Source organism: Pseudomonas sp. PDM28 (genome assembly GCF_019219115.1).
GTDB classification, from domain to species: Bacteria; Pseudomonadota; Gammaproteobacteria; order Pseudomonadales; family Pseudomonadaceae; genus Aquipseudomonas; species Aquipseudomonas laurylsulfatiphila.
This window is the reverse complement of the sequence record NZ_JAHUWG010000004.1, coordinates 362,650-376,746: the sequence shown is the minus strand read 5'-3', so window position 1 is coordinate 376,746 and position 14,097 is coordinate 362,650. Positions and strand designations below refer to the sequence as shown.

General features: G+C 60.4%; 13 protein-coding genes and 1 pseudogene. 7 read left to right on the top strand and 7 right to left on the bottom strand.

Going from position 1 to position 14,097, the window contains the following annotated elements; translation table 11 throughout:
- Positions 1-138 precede the first annotated feature (138 nt).
- The 4 genes and pseudogenes from KW841_RS30050 to KW841_RS11075 form a co-directional block, all read right to left on the bottom strand.
- Entirely contained in the window at positions 139-870 is a 732-nt protein-coding gene (locus KW841_RS30050; protein ID WP_371319509.1) for a methyl-accepting chemotaxis protein, read from the bottom strand.
- A 132-nt stretch (positions 871-1,002) separates the two neighbouring features.
- Positions 1,003-2,031: pseudogene (locus KW841_RS30045) on the bottom strand (cache domain-containing protein); the annotation flags it as partial.
- A 145-nt stretch (positions 2,032-2,176) separates the two neighbouring features.
- Positions 2,177-2,479 carry a cell division protein ZapA gene (locus KW841_RS11080; RefSeq protein ID WP_007981180.1) on the bottom strand — a complete coding sequence of 101 codons (303 nt, stop codon included), beginning with the start codon at positions 2,477-2,479 and terminating at the stop codon, positions 2,177-2,179.
- Complete coding sequence (locus KW841_RS11075) at positions 2,476-2,706, bottom strand: hypothetical protein (RefSeq protein WP_007971835.1); 231 nt, start codon at positions 2,704-2,706, stop codon at positions 2,476-2,478. The genes KW841_RS11080 and KW841_RS11075 overlap by 4 nt, the downstream gene beginning before the upstream one ends.
- Before the next feature lie 383 nt (positions 2,707-3,089).
- Between KW841_RS11075 and KW841_RS11070 the strand changes: the two genes are divergently transcribed.
- The 3 genes from KW841_RS11070 to selO are packed head-to-tail and all read left to right on the top strand — an operon-like array spanning position 3,090 to position 9,747.
- Complete coding sequence (locus tag KW841_RS11070; protein WP_102698610.1) at positions 3,090-4,832, top strand: potassium/proton antiporter; 1,743 nt, start codon at positions 3,090-3,092, stop codon at positions 4,830-4,832.
- Between the two features lie 34 nt (positions 4,833-4,866).
- A complete protein-coding gene (gene mscK, locus KW841_RS11065) occupies positions 4,867-8,235 on the top strand; it encodes a mechanosensitive channel MscK (RefSeq protein WP_218475925.1) in 3,369 nt (1,122 codons plus the stop codon).
- A gap of 48 nt (positions 8,236-8,283) precedes the next feature.
- Positions 8,284-9,747, top strand: a complete 1,464-nt coding sequence (gene selO / locus KW841_RS11060; protein WP_218475923.1) for a protein adenylyltransferase SelO — start codon at positions 8,284-8,286, stop codon at positions 9,745-9,747.
- 6 nt (positions 9,748-9,753) lie between these two features.
- Here the strand turns inward: selO and KW841_RS11055 are convergent, their stop codons facing one another.
- Complete coding sequence (locus KW841_RS11055; protein WP_218475921.1) at positions 9,754-10,155, bottom strand: type II toxin-antitoxin system HigA family antitoxin; 402 nt, start codon at positions 10,153-10,155, stop codon at positions 9,754-9,756.
- On the bottom strand, positions 10,152-10,448 hold the full coding sequence (locus KW841_RS11050; RefSeq protein ID WP_218475919.1) for a type II toxin-antitoxin system HigB family toxin: 297 nt from the start codon (positions 10,446-10,448) through the stop codon (positions 10,152-10,154). Before KW841_RS11050 ends, KW841_RS11055 begins: the two co-directional genes overlap by 4 nt.
- A 194-nt stretch (positions 10,449-10,642) precedes the next feature.
- On the opposite strand from KW841_RS11050, the gene trxC reads away from it, so the two are divergent.
- The gene (trxC, locus tag KW841_RS11045) at positions 10,643-11,077 is read left to right on the top strand and encodes a thioredoxin TrxC (RefSeq protein ID WP_116262929.1); all 435 of its coding nucleotides are present in this window, start codon (positions 10,643-10,645) and stop codon (positions 11,075-11,077) included.
- Between the two features lie 126 nt (positions 11,078-11,203).
- Here trxC and KW841_RS11040 read toward each other — a convergent pair whose 3' ends face one another.
- Complete coding sequence (locus KW841_RS11040) at positions 11,204-11,974, bottom strand: ParA family protein (protein ID WP_015093167.1); 771 nt, start codon at positions 11,972-11,974, stop codon at positions 11,204-11,206.
- A 355-nt stretch (positions 11,975-12,329) separates the two neighbouring features.
- Here KW841_RS11040 and KW841_RS11035 point away from each other — a divergent pair, with 355 nt between their 5' ends.
- Genes KW841_RS11035 through KW841_RS11025 form a run of 3 tightly spaced genes read left to right on the top strand, consistent with a single transcriptional unit; the run spans position 12,330 to position 14,096 of the window.
- Positions 12,330-13,055, top strand: a complete 726-nt coding sequence (locus KW841_RS11035; protein ID WP_218475917.1) for a beta-ketoacyl synthase chain length factor — start codon at positions 12,330-12,332, stop codon at positions 13,053-13,055.
- Positions 13,031-13,843, top strand: a complete 813-nt coding sequence (locus KW841_RS11030; RefSeq protein ID WP_218475915.1) for a 1-acyl-sn-glycerol-3-phosphate acyltransferase — start codon at positions 13,031-13,033, stop codon at positions 13,841-13,843. The genes KW841_RS11035 and KW841_RS11030 overlap by 25 nt, the downstream gene beginning before the upstream one ends.
- Positions 13,821-14,096 carry a phosphopantetheine-binding protein gene (locus KW841_RS11025; RefSeq protein ID WP_007972202.1) on the top strand — a complete coding sequence of 92 codons (276 nt, stop codon included), beginning with the start codon at positions 13,821-13,823 and terminating at the stop codon, positions 14,094-14,096. The genes KW841_RS11030 and KW841_RS11025 overlap by 23 nt, the downstream gene beginning before the upstream one ends.
- Position 14,097 lies beyond the last annotated feature (1 nt).

Genomic DNA, 14,097 nt, shown 5'->3' with positions numbered 1-14,097 from the left:
CGGCCTTGTGTAGCCTTTGAAATCCAATCGCTGGCAAGCCAGCTCCCACAGGAGTCTCTGTTGTTCACTAATCCAGTGTTCAACACCAAACCCTGTGGGAGCGGGCTTGCCCGCGATAGCGTCAGCACAGACAGCACATCACCCCAGCTTGAACCCACCCATCTGCCGCGCCAGATCATCCGCCAACCGCTGCAACGTCTGGCAATCCTCACGACAAGCCCTGACCTCCCCCGCCGTCGCCCGCGCCAGATCGGAAATGCCCTGCACGTTGCGATTGATTTCCTCGGTGACTGCCGACTGCTCTTCCGTCGCCGTCGCCACCTGATGGTTCATGTCGCTGATGCGCTCCACTTGCCCGGTAATCGCGGTCAACGAGGTGCCGGTACGCTGGCTCGATTCGACACCTGTGCCGGTCGCAGCTTGCCCGGAATGCATCGACGACACCGCGTTCTCCGCGCCTTGTTTGAGACTGCCGATCATCTGCTGGATTTCATCGGTGGACGATTGCGTACGCCGCGCCAGGGTGCGCACTTCATCGGCCACCACGGCGAATCCACGCCCCATGTCGCCAGCGCGCGCCGCTTCGATAGCCGCGTTGAGCGCCAGCAGGTTGGTCTGCTCGGAAATCCCGCGAATCACCGCCAGCACCTGATCGATGGATGCCACTTGATGAGCCAGCTCGGCCACCGCCGTGGCCGCGACGCCGATTTCCCGGGACATGCTTTCAATATGGCGGATCGAACCACCCACCACTTCCCGCGCCTGCATCGCTTCGTCACGGGCGGTTTGTGACGCGAACGCCGCGTTGCCGGCATTCTGCGCGATGTCTTGCACGGTCAGGCCCATTTCGTGAACAGCGGTGGCGACCATGTCAGTCATTTCCTGCTGACGACCAGAGCGTTCTGCGGTGTTGTCCACCACCCGCGCCACCTGGTCGACAGCGGTGCGCAGGCGCTCGCTGGTGGTCAGCACTTCGCCGATCATGTCGCGCTGGCTATCCAGGAAGCGATTGAAGCCACGCGCCAGATCACCCAACTCATCGGCGCGACTGGAATCTAACCGGTGGGTCAAATCTCCACCACCGCTACCGATGGCCACCAGCGCCGCTGTTACCTGGCGAATCGGTCGCACCAGCCCTCGGGCCAGCAACACCACCAGCAACAGGCACACCAGCGCCACCGCCAGGCCGATGCCGCTGCTCATCCACATGGCGCGGCGGGCTTCGGCGTAGATCTGCGATTGCGGCACTTCGGCCACGAGGGTCCAGCCGAGATCGCGCAGGGGTAAGCTCAAGGCGAGGAAGTCTTCGCCGTCGCGCTGGAAGCCGCTGCTGGTGGCGGCTTTTTGACTCATCAGCGCTTGCGCCGCCGTAGCACCAATCTGCTCAGCCAAGGTGCGTTTGCCGCTGAACTGCGCCTCGGGATGGACCTGGATCAAACCGTCGGAACGCACGAGATAGACCTTGCCGCGCTCCCCGAAACTGAAGTTGTGAATCAGCTCCGACAGCTCTTTCATGCTCAGGCCAAGCCCGGCAACGCCCACGACTTTGCCGGCCTGTTCGACCTTGAGGTCGATGAACAGCGCCAATTCTCCGGTGGCTGTGTCGTTATCGATATTGAGGGTGCGCGGCTGATTGCTGTCGAGGAACGCGTAGAACCAGGCATCTTTCGGATTGGATCGGCTGAGGGTGCGGTCCAGGCCTTTTTCGGTGAAGTAGTGGTTGGTCGCGGTGCCGACAATCAGCGCGGTAAAGGCTTTGTGCTCGGCGCGAATGCCTTCGAGATAGGTAGTAAACGTGCCGGCCTGGGCACTGTCTTCACCCCCGGCCAACCAGTCGCGCACCATGCTGTTGCTGGCGATGTCCTTGGCGGCGGTGAGGGGCTGCACGAGGATCCGCTCGATGTCGTTGCGCATCGCTTCGATGCTCGAAGGCAAGGCTTGCTCGACCAGATAGCTCTGGGCGAGACGGTTGACCACGAGGGTATAAATGCCAACCACGATCAGGATACTGACCAGAAGGGCGGTGCCCATGCTCAGGATCAACTGCCATTGAATACTGCGTCGCCAAAACTGCATGGAGCACCCCCAAAGAATAAGAGGCTGAAACACTGCAACAGCCGTGCCGATTGTATACAAACCAACCGACAATCTATTCTTTGGTTGTGCGCAAAGCCGATCAGGCCTGATTGATCGTCTTGGAGATCACTTCAACCGTGGCGCTGACTTGCTCTTGGTAACGGTCGAGTTCGAGCTTGTGCTGCTTCTGCATTTCAATCTGCTGGGAGCACAGATTCATCGCCGCCAGCACCAGCAGTCGGTCACCGATCAGTGTCGGGTACTTTCTCTTGGTTTCGGCCAGGGCTGCCTTCAACATCATCGCGGCGTCCAGCAGGGTCTGTTCTTCCCCGGCCGGTGCCTTGATCGAATAGTCCTCCCCCAGGATCGAGACGACTTTTACCCCTGCGGCGTTGTAACTCATGCGCTGACAGGGCCTGCGCTGACGCGCTCAACCAGGGCCTGGATGCGAGCCGCCGTGGCGCCTTGTTTCTCTTCCTGCTCCATCAGGCTCAGTTGCAGGCTTTCGTTTTCATCCTTGGCCTGGGCCAGTTCTGCAGTCAGGGTCTGGTTGGTGCCGAGCAGGGTCTGGTTCTGCTGCACCAGGTCGCTGACCAGTTGTTCCAATTGGCTTAGGGATGCTTCCAACATTTTGATTTTCCGGGCTTTTTCAAAGGGCGCGTACGATAAAGAAAAGTCACCGTGGATGCCAGGGTTATACAGGCGCAAAGCCTTGATTTTGCTGACGGGTGACCTTCCTCGCGAGTTTTAAAGACTGTGATAAGCCAATCTGGTTCCTGCAATTCGTCGCCGAATCCTTTGCTCTGTAACAGAGTGGTGCCGAAAAGATCGCAGCCTGCGGCAGCTCCTACACGCAGATCTCCCATTTCCCTAATGTAGGAGCTGCCGCAGGCTGCGATCTTTTGATCTGCAAAACCTTTTTGACAGCATCACATTTCAACAGGTTAGAATCGCTGGCACGCAGACTGCATGGTCAGTTTGTGCCCGCCTTTCAGCTTTCTGGAGTACTGCCTTTGAATGCGACGACCATCAACAGCCTGTTCTTGATCGGCGCGTTGCTGGTAGGTGCGAGCATTCTGGTGAGTTCCCTTTCATCGCGCCTCGGCATCCCGATTCTGGTGATCATCCTGGCCGTCGGCATGGCGGCCGGTGTCGATGGCGGCGGCATTATCTTCGACAACTACCCTACGGCTTACCTGGTCGGCAACCTCGCACTGGCAGTGATCCTGCTCGATGGCGGCTTGCGTACCCGGGTCTCGAGTTTCCGCGTGGCGTTATGGCCGGCGCTCTCATTGGCCACGGTCGGGGTGCTGATTACCACCGGGCTGACCGGCATGGCGGCCGCCTGGCTGTTCGACCTGAACCTGATCCAGGGCCTGCTGATCGGCGCCATCGTCGGCTCCACCGACGCCGCGGCGGTGTTCTCGCTATTGGGTGGCAAAGGCCTGAACGAACGGGTAACCGCCAGCCTTGAAATCGAATCCGGCAGCAACGACCCGATGGCGGTGTTCCTCACCGTCACCCTGATCGACATGCTCGCCAGCGGCCAGACCGGCCTGCACTGGAGTCTGCTGACCCACCTGCTGCGCGAGTTCGGCATCGGTGGCGTCATCGGCCTGGGCGGAGGCTGGCTCATGCTGCAACTGGTCAACCGCATCAACCTGGCCACCGGTCTTTATCCAATCCTGGTCATTGCCGGCGGCCTGGTGGTGTTTGCCCTGACCAACGCCCTGCACGGCAGCGGCTTCCTTGCCGTGTACCTGTGCGGCCTGGTGATCGGCAACCGTCCGGTGCGCAGCCGCCACGGCATTTTGCACATGCTCGACGGCATGGCCTGGCTGGCGCAGATCGGCATGTTCCTGGTGCTGGGGCTGTTGGTCACACCTCACGACCTGCTGCCAATCGCCTTGCCGGCACTGGCCCTGGCGCTGTGGATGATTCTGTTTGCCCGGCCACTGTCGGTGGTGGTCGGCCTGCTGCCGTTCAAGGCATTCCATGGTCGTGAGAAAGCGTTCATTTCCTGGGTCGGCCTGCGTGGCGCGGTCCCGATCATTCTCGCGGTGTTCCCGCTGATGGCCGGCCTGCCCAACGCCCAGCTGTACTTCAACCTCGCCTTCTTTATCGTGTTGGTGTCGCTGCTGGTTCAGGGCACGAGCCTGCCGTGGGTCGCCAAGCTGCTGAAGGTGACGGTGCCCCCGGAGCCTGCACCCATCTCGCGCTCAGCCCTGGAAGTGCATGTCACCAGCGAGTGGGAGCTGTTCGTTTATCGCCTCGGCGCGGAAAAATGGTGCATCGGTTCACCCCTGCGTGAGCTGAAAATGCCCGAAGGCACCCGTATTGCCGCCCTGTTTCGTGGTCAACAATTGCTCCATCCGTCGGGTAGTACGGTGCTGGAAGTCGATGATTTGCTGTGTGTTATCGGCCACGAACACAACCTGCCGGCCCTCGGAAAACTCTTCAGCCAGGCGCCACAACGGGGCCTCGATCTGCGCTTCTTCGGCGACTTCGTACTCGAAGGAGACGCCCAGCTGGCCGCGGTTGCGGCCCTGTATGGGCTGAAGGTCGAAGGCATCGATCCGGACATGTCCCTTGGCCGCTTCATTGCCCAGAAAGTCGGCGGCGCGCCGGTGGTGGGTGACCAGGTGGAATGGAACAACACCATCTGGACCGTGGCGGTCATGGACGGGAACAAGATCGGCAAAGTGGGCGTCAGATTCCCCGAAGGAAGTCGCCCGGGTCCCGGACTCTTCCTCTAAACTGCTTCCACTCTCACTTGCTTGACCGGTCTTTATGCCTAACCTGCGCTCCCTTTTCGCCATTGCCCTTCTGGGCTTGAGTCTCTCTGTCGGCCCCCTTGGTTTTTCACAAGCGGCGCAAGCGGCCGAACCGCCCTCCAGCGAAGCCGTGCAAGCGAGCCTGGACAAGATTGCCGACCGCAAACTGCCGGAAGCCGATCAGAAGGCTTTGCAATCCGTCCTGCAAGGCACGCTGAACCAGCTCAACAACAAGCGTGACTACGAGCAGAAGCTGATCGAGCTCAAGCAAACGTTGAGTTCTGCACCCAAGCAGACGATCGAGAACCAGCGCGAACTGACCCGCCTCAAGGCCAGCCCTGTGGTGCCGGTGGCGCAGCGCTTCGCCAAAGAGTCGATCCAGCAGCTGGAGCAAATGCTCACTGAGCGCTCCACCCAGCAAAGCGACCTGCAAAAAGCCCTGGGTGATGCCAACAGCCTGACCATCACTGCCCAGACCCGCCCCGAGCGCGCCCAGGCGGAGATATCCAGCAGCCAGACGCGCATTCAGCAGATCAACAATATCCTCAAGAACGGCAAGGACGCCGGCAAGACCCTGAGCGCCGAGCAGCGCGACCAGCTCAATGCCGAACTGGCGGCACTGAACGCCCTGATCCCGCTGCGTCGCCAGGAACTGGCCGGCAATACCCAATTGCAAGACCTCGGCAACAGCCAGCATGACCTGTTGTCGGAGCGATCCGACCGCCTGGACAAGGAAATCCAGGACCTGCAAACCCTGATCAATCAGAAGCGTCTGGCGTTGTCCCAGGAAACAGTCACCCAGCAATCCATCGAAGCGCAGAAGGCTGGCGGCAGCAGCCTGCTGGCCACCGAAAGCGCGGCCAACCTGAAGCTCTCGGACTACTTGCTCAAAAGCACCGACCGCCTCAACGAAGTCACCCAGCAGAATCTGCAGACCAAGCAACAGCTGGATAGCCTGACCCAGAGCGATGCGGCGCTGGACGAGCAAATCAACGTGCTCAAAGGCAGCCTGCTGCTCTCGAAGATTCTCTACAAACAGAAACAGGCGTTGCCGCGCCTGCGGCTCGACCGCAACCTGGCCGACCAGATCGCTGACATTCGCCTGTATCAGTTCGAAGTCAGCCAGCAACGGGAACTGCTGAGCAACCCGACCACCTACGTTGAAAACCTGCTGTCGACCCAGCCCCCCGAGCAAGTCACGCCGCAGTTGCGCAAAAGCCTGATGGAACTGGCCACCACCCGCGCCGACCTGCTGGAGCGGCTCAATCGCGAACTGAGCGCAGTGCTCAATGAATCCATCACCCTGCAACTGAACCAGAAGCAACTGCTCAGCACCGCGCAAAGCCTGCGGGCGACGCTCGATGAACAGATGTTCTGGATTCCCAGCAACAAGCCGCTGGACCTGGAGTGGATTCACAGCGTGCCGGACCGCCTGCAGCGTCAGCTCGATTCGCTGCCGGTACTGTCAAGCCTGAGCGAACTGACCGATGGCCTGACCCAGCGCCCGCTGCTGTTCCTGCCATTGGCGCTGCTGATCGGTGCGCTGCTGTGGCGGCGCAAGAGTCTGTACGCACGACTGAACAAGGTTCACCAGGACATCGGTCACTTCAAGCGCGATAGCCAGTGGCACACCCCGCAGGCGATTCTGATCAATGTCCTGCTGGCGATGCCGGTTTCCCTGGGCCTCGCCTTGTGCGGGCTGGCCCTGCAAATCGACGCCCGTGGGCAGAACGCCAATATGGGCGCGGCGCTGCTGCAAATGGCCGGGGCCTGGCTGGTGTTCTACACCGCCTACCGGATCCTCGCGCCGGGTGGCGTGGCAGAACTGCATTTCCGCTGGGAAAAGCCCCAGGTAGAGTTCCTGCGCAGATGGATCCGCCGCCTCGGCATCGTGGTCATGGCCCTGGTGACCGTTGTCGCCGTTGCCGAACTGCAACCGGCGGCACTGGCCGATGACGTGCTCGGCATGCCGGTGGTGCTGATCTGCTACGCCTTGATGACCTTGCTGCTCAGCCGCTTGCTCAGCAGCAGCCCGACCCACGAGAATGCCTCGCTGTTCCGCAAACTGGTGGGGATCCTGTTCACCGCCCTGCCTGTCGCGCTGTTCGTGGCGGTGTGCTTCGGCTACTACTACACCGCGCTGAAGCTCAGCGACCGCTTGATCAATACCCTGTACCTGTTGATGTTCTGGCTGGTGATCGAAGCCACCTTCGTGCGCGGCCTCAGCGTGGCGGCCCGGCGACTGGCCTACCAGCGCGCCCTGGCCAAGCGCCTGGCCGCCAAAGAGGCCGGCGACGGCGAAGCGGTGATCGAAGAGCCGACCATGGACATCGAGAAGGTCAACGAACAGTCCCTGCGCCTGATCCGCCTGGCGCTGCTCGGCGGCTTCATGGCGGCGCTGTATTGGGTCTGGGCCGACCTGATCACCGTGTTCTCGTACCTGGACAACATCACCCTCTACGAATACACCAGCGGTACCGGCGCCAATATGAGCATGGTGCCGATCAGCATCGGCGACATGCTCGGTGCGCTGATCATCATCGGCATCACCTTTGCCCTGGCGCGCAACTTGCCCGGCCTGCTGGAAGTCTTCGTCCTGTCCAAGCTCAACCTGGCCCAGGGCAGCGCCTACGCGACCACCACGTTGCTCTCGTACGTGATCGCCGGCGTCGGCTTCGTCTCGACCCTGTCGACCCTGGGCGTGAGCTGGGACAAGTTGCAATGGCTGGTGGCGGCGCTGTCGGTCGGCCTCGGTTTCGGCATGCAGGAAATCTTCGCCAACTTCATTTCCGGCATCATGATCCTGTTCGAACGTCCGGTGCGGATCGGTGACACCATCACCATCGGCAACCTGTCGGGTACGGTGAGCAAGATCCGCATCCGCGCCACGACCATCACCGACTTCGACCGCAAGGACATCATCGTCCCGAACAAGACGTTCATTACCGGGCAACTGATCAACTGGTCGCTGACCGACACCATCACCCGGGTGACCCTCAAGCTCGGCGTCGACTACGGCTCGGACCTGGACCTGGTGAAAGAGCTGCTGCTCAAGGCTGCACGGGATAACCCGCGCGTCCTGAAAGACCCGGAGCCGCATGTGTACTTCCTGAATTTCGGCGAAAGCACCCTCGACCACGAGTTGCGTATGCACGTGCGCGACCTCGGCGACCGCAACCCGGTGCTCGACGAGGTCAACCGCTTCATCAACCGCGAGTTCAAGAAGCAGCACATCAACATCTCGTTCCGGCAGATGGAGGTTTACCTCAAGAACCTGCACGGCCAGGAATACAAGATGGTGCCGATCGAGCCGGAAGCAAAAACCATCGTGCCGATCGTCGACGGCAAGCCGGCGCAAGAACCGCCCGCCGCCAAACTCGACTAACCGGCCTTTCCCCAGCAGAATGCTCGGACATTCTGCTGGAGCCGGCCCTTGAAAGCCCTCGACGAACTCACCTTCGATAATCGCTTCGACCGCCTGGGCGACGCGTTTTCCGCCCATGTGCTGCCCGAGCCCATCGACAATCCACGCCTGGTCGTGGCCAGCCCCGCCGCCATGGCCCTGCTGGACCTCGACCCGGCCGTGGCCGAAACCCCGGAGTTCGCCGAACTGTTCAGCGGCCACAAGCTCTGGGCCGATGCGATTCCGAGGGCGATGGTCTATTCCGGACATCAGTTCGGTTCCTACAACCCGCAACTGGGCGATGGCCGCGGCCTGTTGCTCGGCGAGGTGTACAACGAGGCCGGCGAACACTGGGACCTGCACCTCAAGGGCGCCGGCCAGACGCCGTTTTCACGCATGGGCGATGGCCGGGCGGTACTGCGCTCGTCAATCCGCGAGTTCCTCGCTTCCGAAGCCCTGAACGCCCTGAATATCCCGACCACCCGCGCCCTGTGCGTGATCGGCTCCGACACCCCGGTGTGGCGCGAAAAGCAGGAGCGCGCGGCCATGGTCCTGCGCCTGGCGCCAAGCCATGTGCGCTTCGGCCACTTCGAATACTTCTACTACACCAAACGCCCCGAGCAGCAGAAAGTGCTGGGTGATCACGTGCTGGCCATGCACTTCCCGCAGTGCCTGGAACAACCGGAGCCGTACCTGGCGATGTTCCGCGAAGTGGTCGAGCGCAACGCCGAACTGATCGCCAAATGGCAGGCCTATGGCTTCTGCCACGGGGTGATGAACACCGACAACATGTCGATCCTCGGGATTACATTCGACTTCGGCCCGTTCGCCTTCCTCGACGACTTCGACGCCAACTTCATCTGCAACCACTCCGACGACCAGGGCCGTTACTCCTTCAGCAACCAGGTGCCGGTTGGCCAGTGGAACCTCAGCGCCTTGGCGCAGGCCCTGACGCCATTCATCAGCGTCGAAGCCCTGCGCGAAACCCTCGGCCTCTACCTGCCGCTGTTCCAGGCTCATTACCTGGACCTGATGCGCCGCCGCCTCGGCCTGACCACCGCGGAGGATGACGACCAGAAACTGCTGGAGAACCTGCTGCAACTGATGCAAAACAGCGGCGTCGACTACAGCCTGTTTTTCCGCCGTTTGGGTGATGAAGCACCGGAACAGGCCATCACCCGCTTGCGCGACGACTTCGTCGACCTCAAGGGCTTTGATGCCTGGGGCGAGCGCTACGTCGCCCGGGTCGCCCGTGAAGGCGCGCTTGATCAAGAGCAGCGCCGCCATCGGATGCACGCGGTCAACCCCCTGTACATCCTGCGCAATTACCTGGCGCAAAAGGCCATCGATGCGGCAGAGAGCGGCGACTATTCAGAAGTTCGACGACTGCATGCGGTGCTGAGCAATCCGTTCGAGGAACAACCGGGGATGGAAAGCTACGCCGAGAGGCCGCCGGAATGGGGTAAGCATCTGGAGATCAGTTGTTCGTCGTGAGGCGGGTCAGATAAAAACGTCTACTGGCACATTGAATCGCTCGGCCAACCAGCGGATCTGCCGCAGGTTGAGCTGGCGCTTGCCGCTCAGGATTTCGGAAACGACCGACTGAGGGCCGACGCCAGGCAGGTCGCTTTGAGTCAATCCATGTTCGCGCATCATGTAACCAAGCACTTCGGCACCTGTGGCTTCGGGCATAGGGTGATGTTTGTGATCCCATTCCTCAATCCAGTCACCGATGATGTCCACCAGACTCATCAGAGGATGCGACTCGTCAACTCCGGTCATCTCGAGTAACTCGTCGAGTGCCTGCACCAGCGTGTCATAGTCGTCTTCGTTTTTGGGTTTGCGTAGCAATGGCGATACGAATTCCCAATGCTCGGCCGCGTTTTTGATCAGAACGCTCATGCTCTTCCCTCCTTCCATTTACCGCGGTCATATTCGCGGTGATCCAGCACATGCTTGATGTAGATCTTTTGATGCTGATACCGAACATAGGCAATCAGCCGTAATTTGTTACCGCCGATATCGAAAACGTGAAACTCACCGACCTTGTCGGTTGCGGGAAATGACGATTTCATTGCCGCAAAATCACTTGGTTTGACGCGCTTTACCATTCGATACCACTGGTCCAGTGCGCTGGCTACCTGCGGCCACTTTTCCTTGGCGTCCCAAATTCGTTTTTCGGAAAACACTCGCATGCAACATCCTTATCGCATTTTGCTATGGTGAGTAAATCACAGATCAAAAATATCGCAAGTTGCGATAATCCTAGACAGACCAGCGGTCTGGCTCAGCACCATTCAGCCTAGTTTTATCGTCGGACACTGCGCGATTGAAAACATGAGCAAACGTCTCCAACTAGGTGTTATCAGCTCCCCATTGGATCTTGCTCATGACCGACCCTCTCCTCATCCCCTGCCCCCATTGCAACGGCCTCAACCGCATCCCCGCCGAGCGCCTCAACGACCACCCGAAATGCGGACGCTGCAAGGCCGAAGTCCTGCTGAACAAGCCGTTTGAATTGAAACAAGGCGACTACGCCAGCCAGATCAAGGGCGATCTGCCGCTGCTGGTAGACGTGTGGGCGGACTGGTGCGGGCCGTGCAAGTCGTTTGCTCCGGTGTTCGAGCAGGCGGCCGGGCAACTGGCGGGCAAGTGCCGGTTGGCCAAACTGGACAGCGAGGCAAACCAGCAGTTGTCGGCGCAGCTGGGGATTCGCTCGATCCCGAGCCTGATCCTGTTCAAGAACGGCCGGGAGATCGCCCGGCAGAGCGGGGCTTTTCCGTTGCCGCAGTTGATGGCCTGGCTGCGTAGCCAGGGTATCTGAAGCAACACAGCCCCTGTGGGAGCGAGCTTGCTCGCGATGACGATGTGTCAGTCGAAGATAATGTTGACTGTCAGTCCGCTATCGCGAGCAAGCTCGCTCCCACAGTGTTTTGTTTCGCCTGGAAGATCAGGCGTTTTCCAGCAGGTTATGCAGCTCGACAAACTGCTGGGTCAGCTTGTGTCGCGGGTCGAGATGGATCAGCGGCGTGTTGGCCTGGTGGGATTCGCGCATGCGTACCGAGCTGGCCAGGTACACCGGCAGCACCGGAAGGCCTTCGGCGATCAGTTCGTCGAGGATTTGCTGGGGCAGGCTTGCGCGGGCCTGGAACTGGTTGACGACGATGCCTTCGACTTCCAGGCCTTCGTTATGGTCGTCCTTCAACTCTTCGATTTCCGCCATCAGACCGTAGAGTGCCTGGCGTGAAAAACTGTCGCAATCGAAGGGAATCAGCACGCGATCGGCGGCAATCAATGCAGAAACCGCATAAAAATTCAGCGCTGGCGGGGTATCGAGGTAAATCCGGTCGTAGTCTTCGCTCAGTTCCTCAAGCAACTTACGCAGCTTGTTGATCTTGTGCTTTGCTTCAAGCTTTGGCTGCAAGTCCGCCAGTTCGGCGGTGGCGGTAATAACGTGGAGGTTATCGAAGGGGGTTTCGTAGATGTCGACCTGATTCTTTTTGGAGAACGGCCCGGAAGACAGCGTCTGCTTGAAGAAATCGGCGATGCCCATCGGGATGTCGCTACCGGTGAGACCCGTCAGGTACTGAGTGGAGTTGGCCTGGGCATCGAGATCCACCAATAAGGTGCGAAAACCCTCGCTGGCACTGACCGCCGCCAGATTGCAGGCAATGCTGGATTTGCCAACGCCACCTTTCTGATTGAACACCACGCGCCGCATGTCAAAACCTCCGTGTATCAAAGAATGACCGAGTGTAGTGGTGCACGGCGTTGCTTCGCTACCTTGTCGGCACAGGGACTACACAGTCAGTTGCCTTCTCTTGCATGAAAAGCCGTGAACGGCCCGATGGTTTGACGCAGGAGCCGACAGACGGAGTAGTGATTGTGTGAATAATTACCAATCGCTCAGTTTTTGCGAGCCAGTCGCTGCATCTTGTTGAGCAAAATGTAACCAGCATTTGCTACACGTTCCCGGCACCGGGATAATGCGCGCCACTCGGCGGCAAACGCCGCGCAGGGTGAGTCTCGGCTCTCGGCCACTCCCCGCGTCAAGTAAGCCCGTGAGGGCGGGATGAATGTCTGTGATCAACTTCAACATCGCCCAATGGCGCGCCTGGGCCCCGGGGCTTGAGAGCGTGAACGATTGGCAGGCCTGGAGCCGGCAACCCGTCGTGCTGCCGGACAGCGATGCCGCTCCCGACGTTTCCTTTCTGCCGGCCATGCAGCGCCGCAGGCTCAGCCGCCTGGCACGGATGGCATTCAGTGTCGGCTGGCCATTGGCCGAAGGCCGGCAGGATCTGCCATTGGTCTTTGTTTCCCGTCACGGCGAAACCCCGCACACCGTCGACATTCTCAGTGATCTGGCCGCCGATCAGCCGCTGTCGCCGACCCGGTTCAGCTTGTCTGTGCATAACGCGATTATTGGCTTGTGGTCGATCATGCGCGGTGAAACCAGCGAAATGACGGCCCTGGCTGCCGCAGGCGATGGCCTGGAGCACGGCATGCTCGAAGCGGCCGCGCTGCTGGCCGAAGGCGCTGGCGCGGTACTGCTGGTGGTGACCGAAGAGCGGCCGCCCGAGGCTTACTCGACCTGGATCGACGACGTGCCGTTCCCTTATGCCGTCGGCCTGCTGATCACACCAGGCACCGACTGGCAGTTGTCCCTGAACAGCCCCTCGGATGCGTTGTCCAAATCCCGCTGGCCCCACGCGCTGAATCTGTTGCGTATGCTGCTCGGCCAGCAAACCACCTGCCAACATGCCTGGAAAAATCGTGTATGGACCTGGCAACGCAACCCGTGACCGAGAAAAACCGCGACGCCTATTACTGGCGCTTGCTGGCCACCGCCGCGAGCTTTGCCCTGTTCGGGTTGGGCGGCCTGTGCCTGCGCCTGGTGGTTTTTCCTGTGCTGAACTGCCTGCCCGGCGACGCCCGCACCCATCGGCTGCGGGCCCGGCAAACCGTCAGCCGCTGTTTCTGGATTTTTGTGCGCTTCATGGCCCGTACCGGGGTGCTGACCTACGACATTGAAGGCGCGGAAAAACTCGGTCGTCCCGGGCAAATGATCCTTGCCAATCACCCCTCGCTGATCGACGTGGTGTTTCTGATCGGCCTGGTGCGTCACGCCAACTGCGTGGTCAAGCAAAGCCTCTGGGAAAATCCGTTCACCCGCGGACCGCTGCGTTGCACCGATTACATCAGCAACGACGGCAGCATGGACATGCTCGACACGGCTGCCGATGCGCTGAAAGACGGCCAGACCCTGATCATTTTCCCCGAAGGCACGCGCACCCGGCCCGGGCAGGCACCGGCCTTTCATCGGGGCGGGGCGGCAATCGCCGTGCGGGGTGCGAAAATCCTCACCCCGGTCATTATCAAGGTCAACCCGACCACATTGACCAAGGCCGAGCCCTGGTATCGCATCCCCAAACGCCGCGTGCACTTCAGTTTTCGGGTTGGGGCCGATATAGACCCACAGGTCTTCGCCTCGCTGGGGCCGGCTCCGCAAGCCTCGCGCAAGCTCAACGATTATTTGCATTCTTACTTCATCAAGGAGCTCGCCGAAGATGAGCGATCGGAACACCCATAGCCTGGTGCTGGAAATCAAAGAGCTGATCATCGAAGCCCTGGGCCTCGAGGACATCAGCGCCGAAGACATCGGCAACGAGCAGACGCTGTTCGGCGAAGGCCTGGGCCTGGACTCGGTGGACGCCCTGGAACTGGGCCTGGCCATCCAGAAAAAGTACGGCATCAAAATCGATGCCGATGCCAAAGACACTCGTAATCACTTCAGTAACGTGGCGAGCCTTGCGGCGTTCGTCACCGCAAAACAGGCAGCTTGAG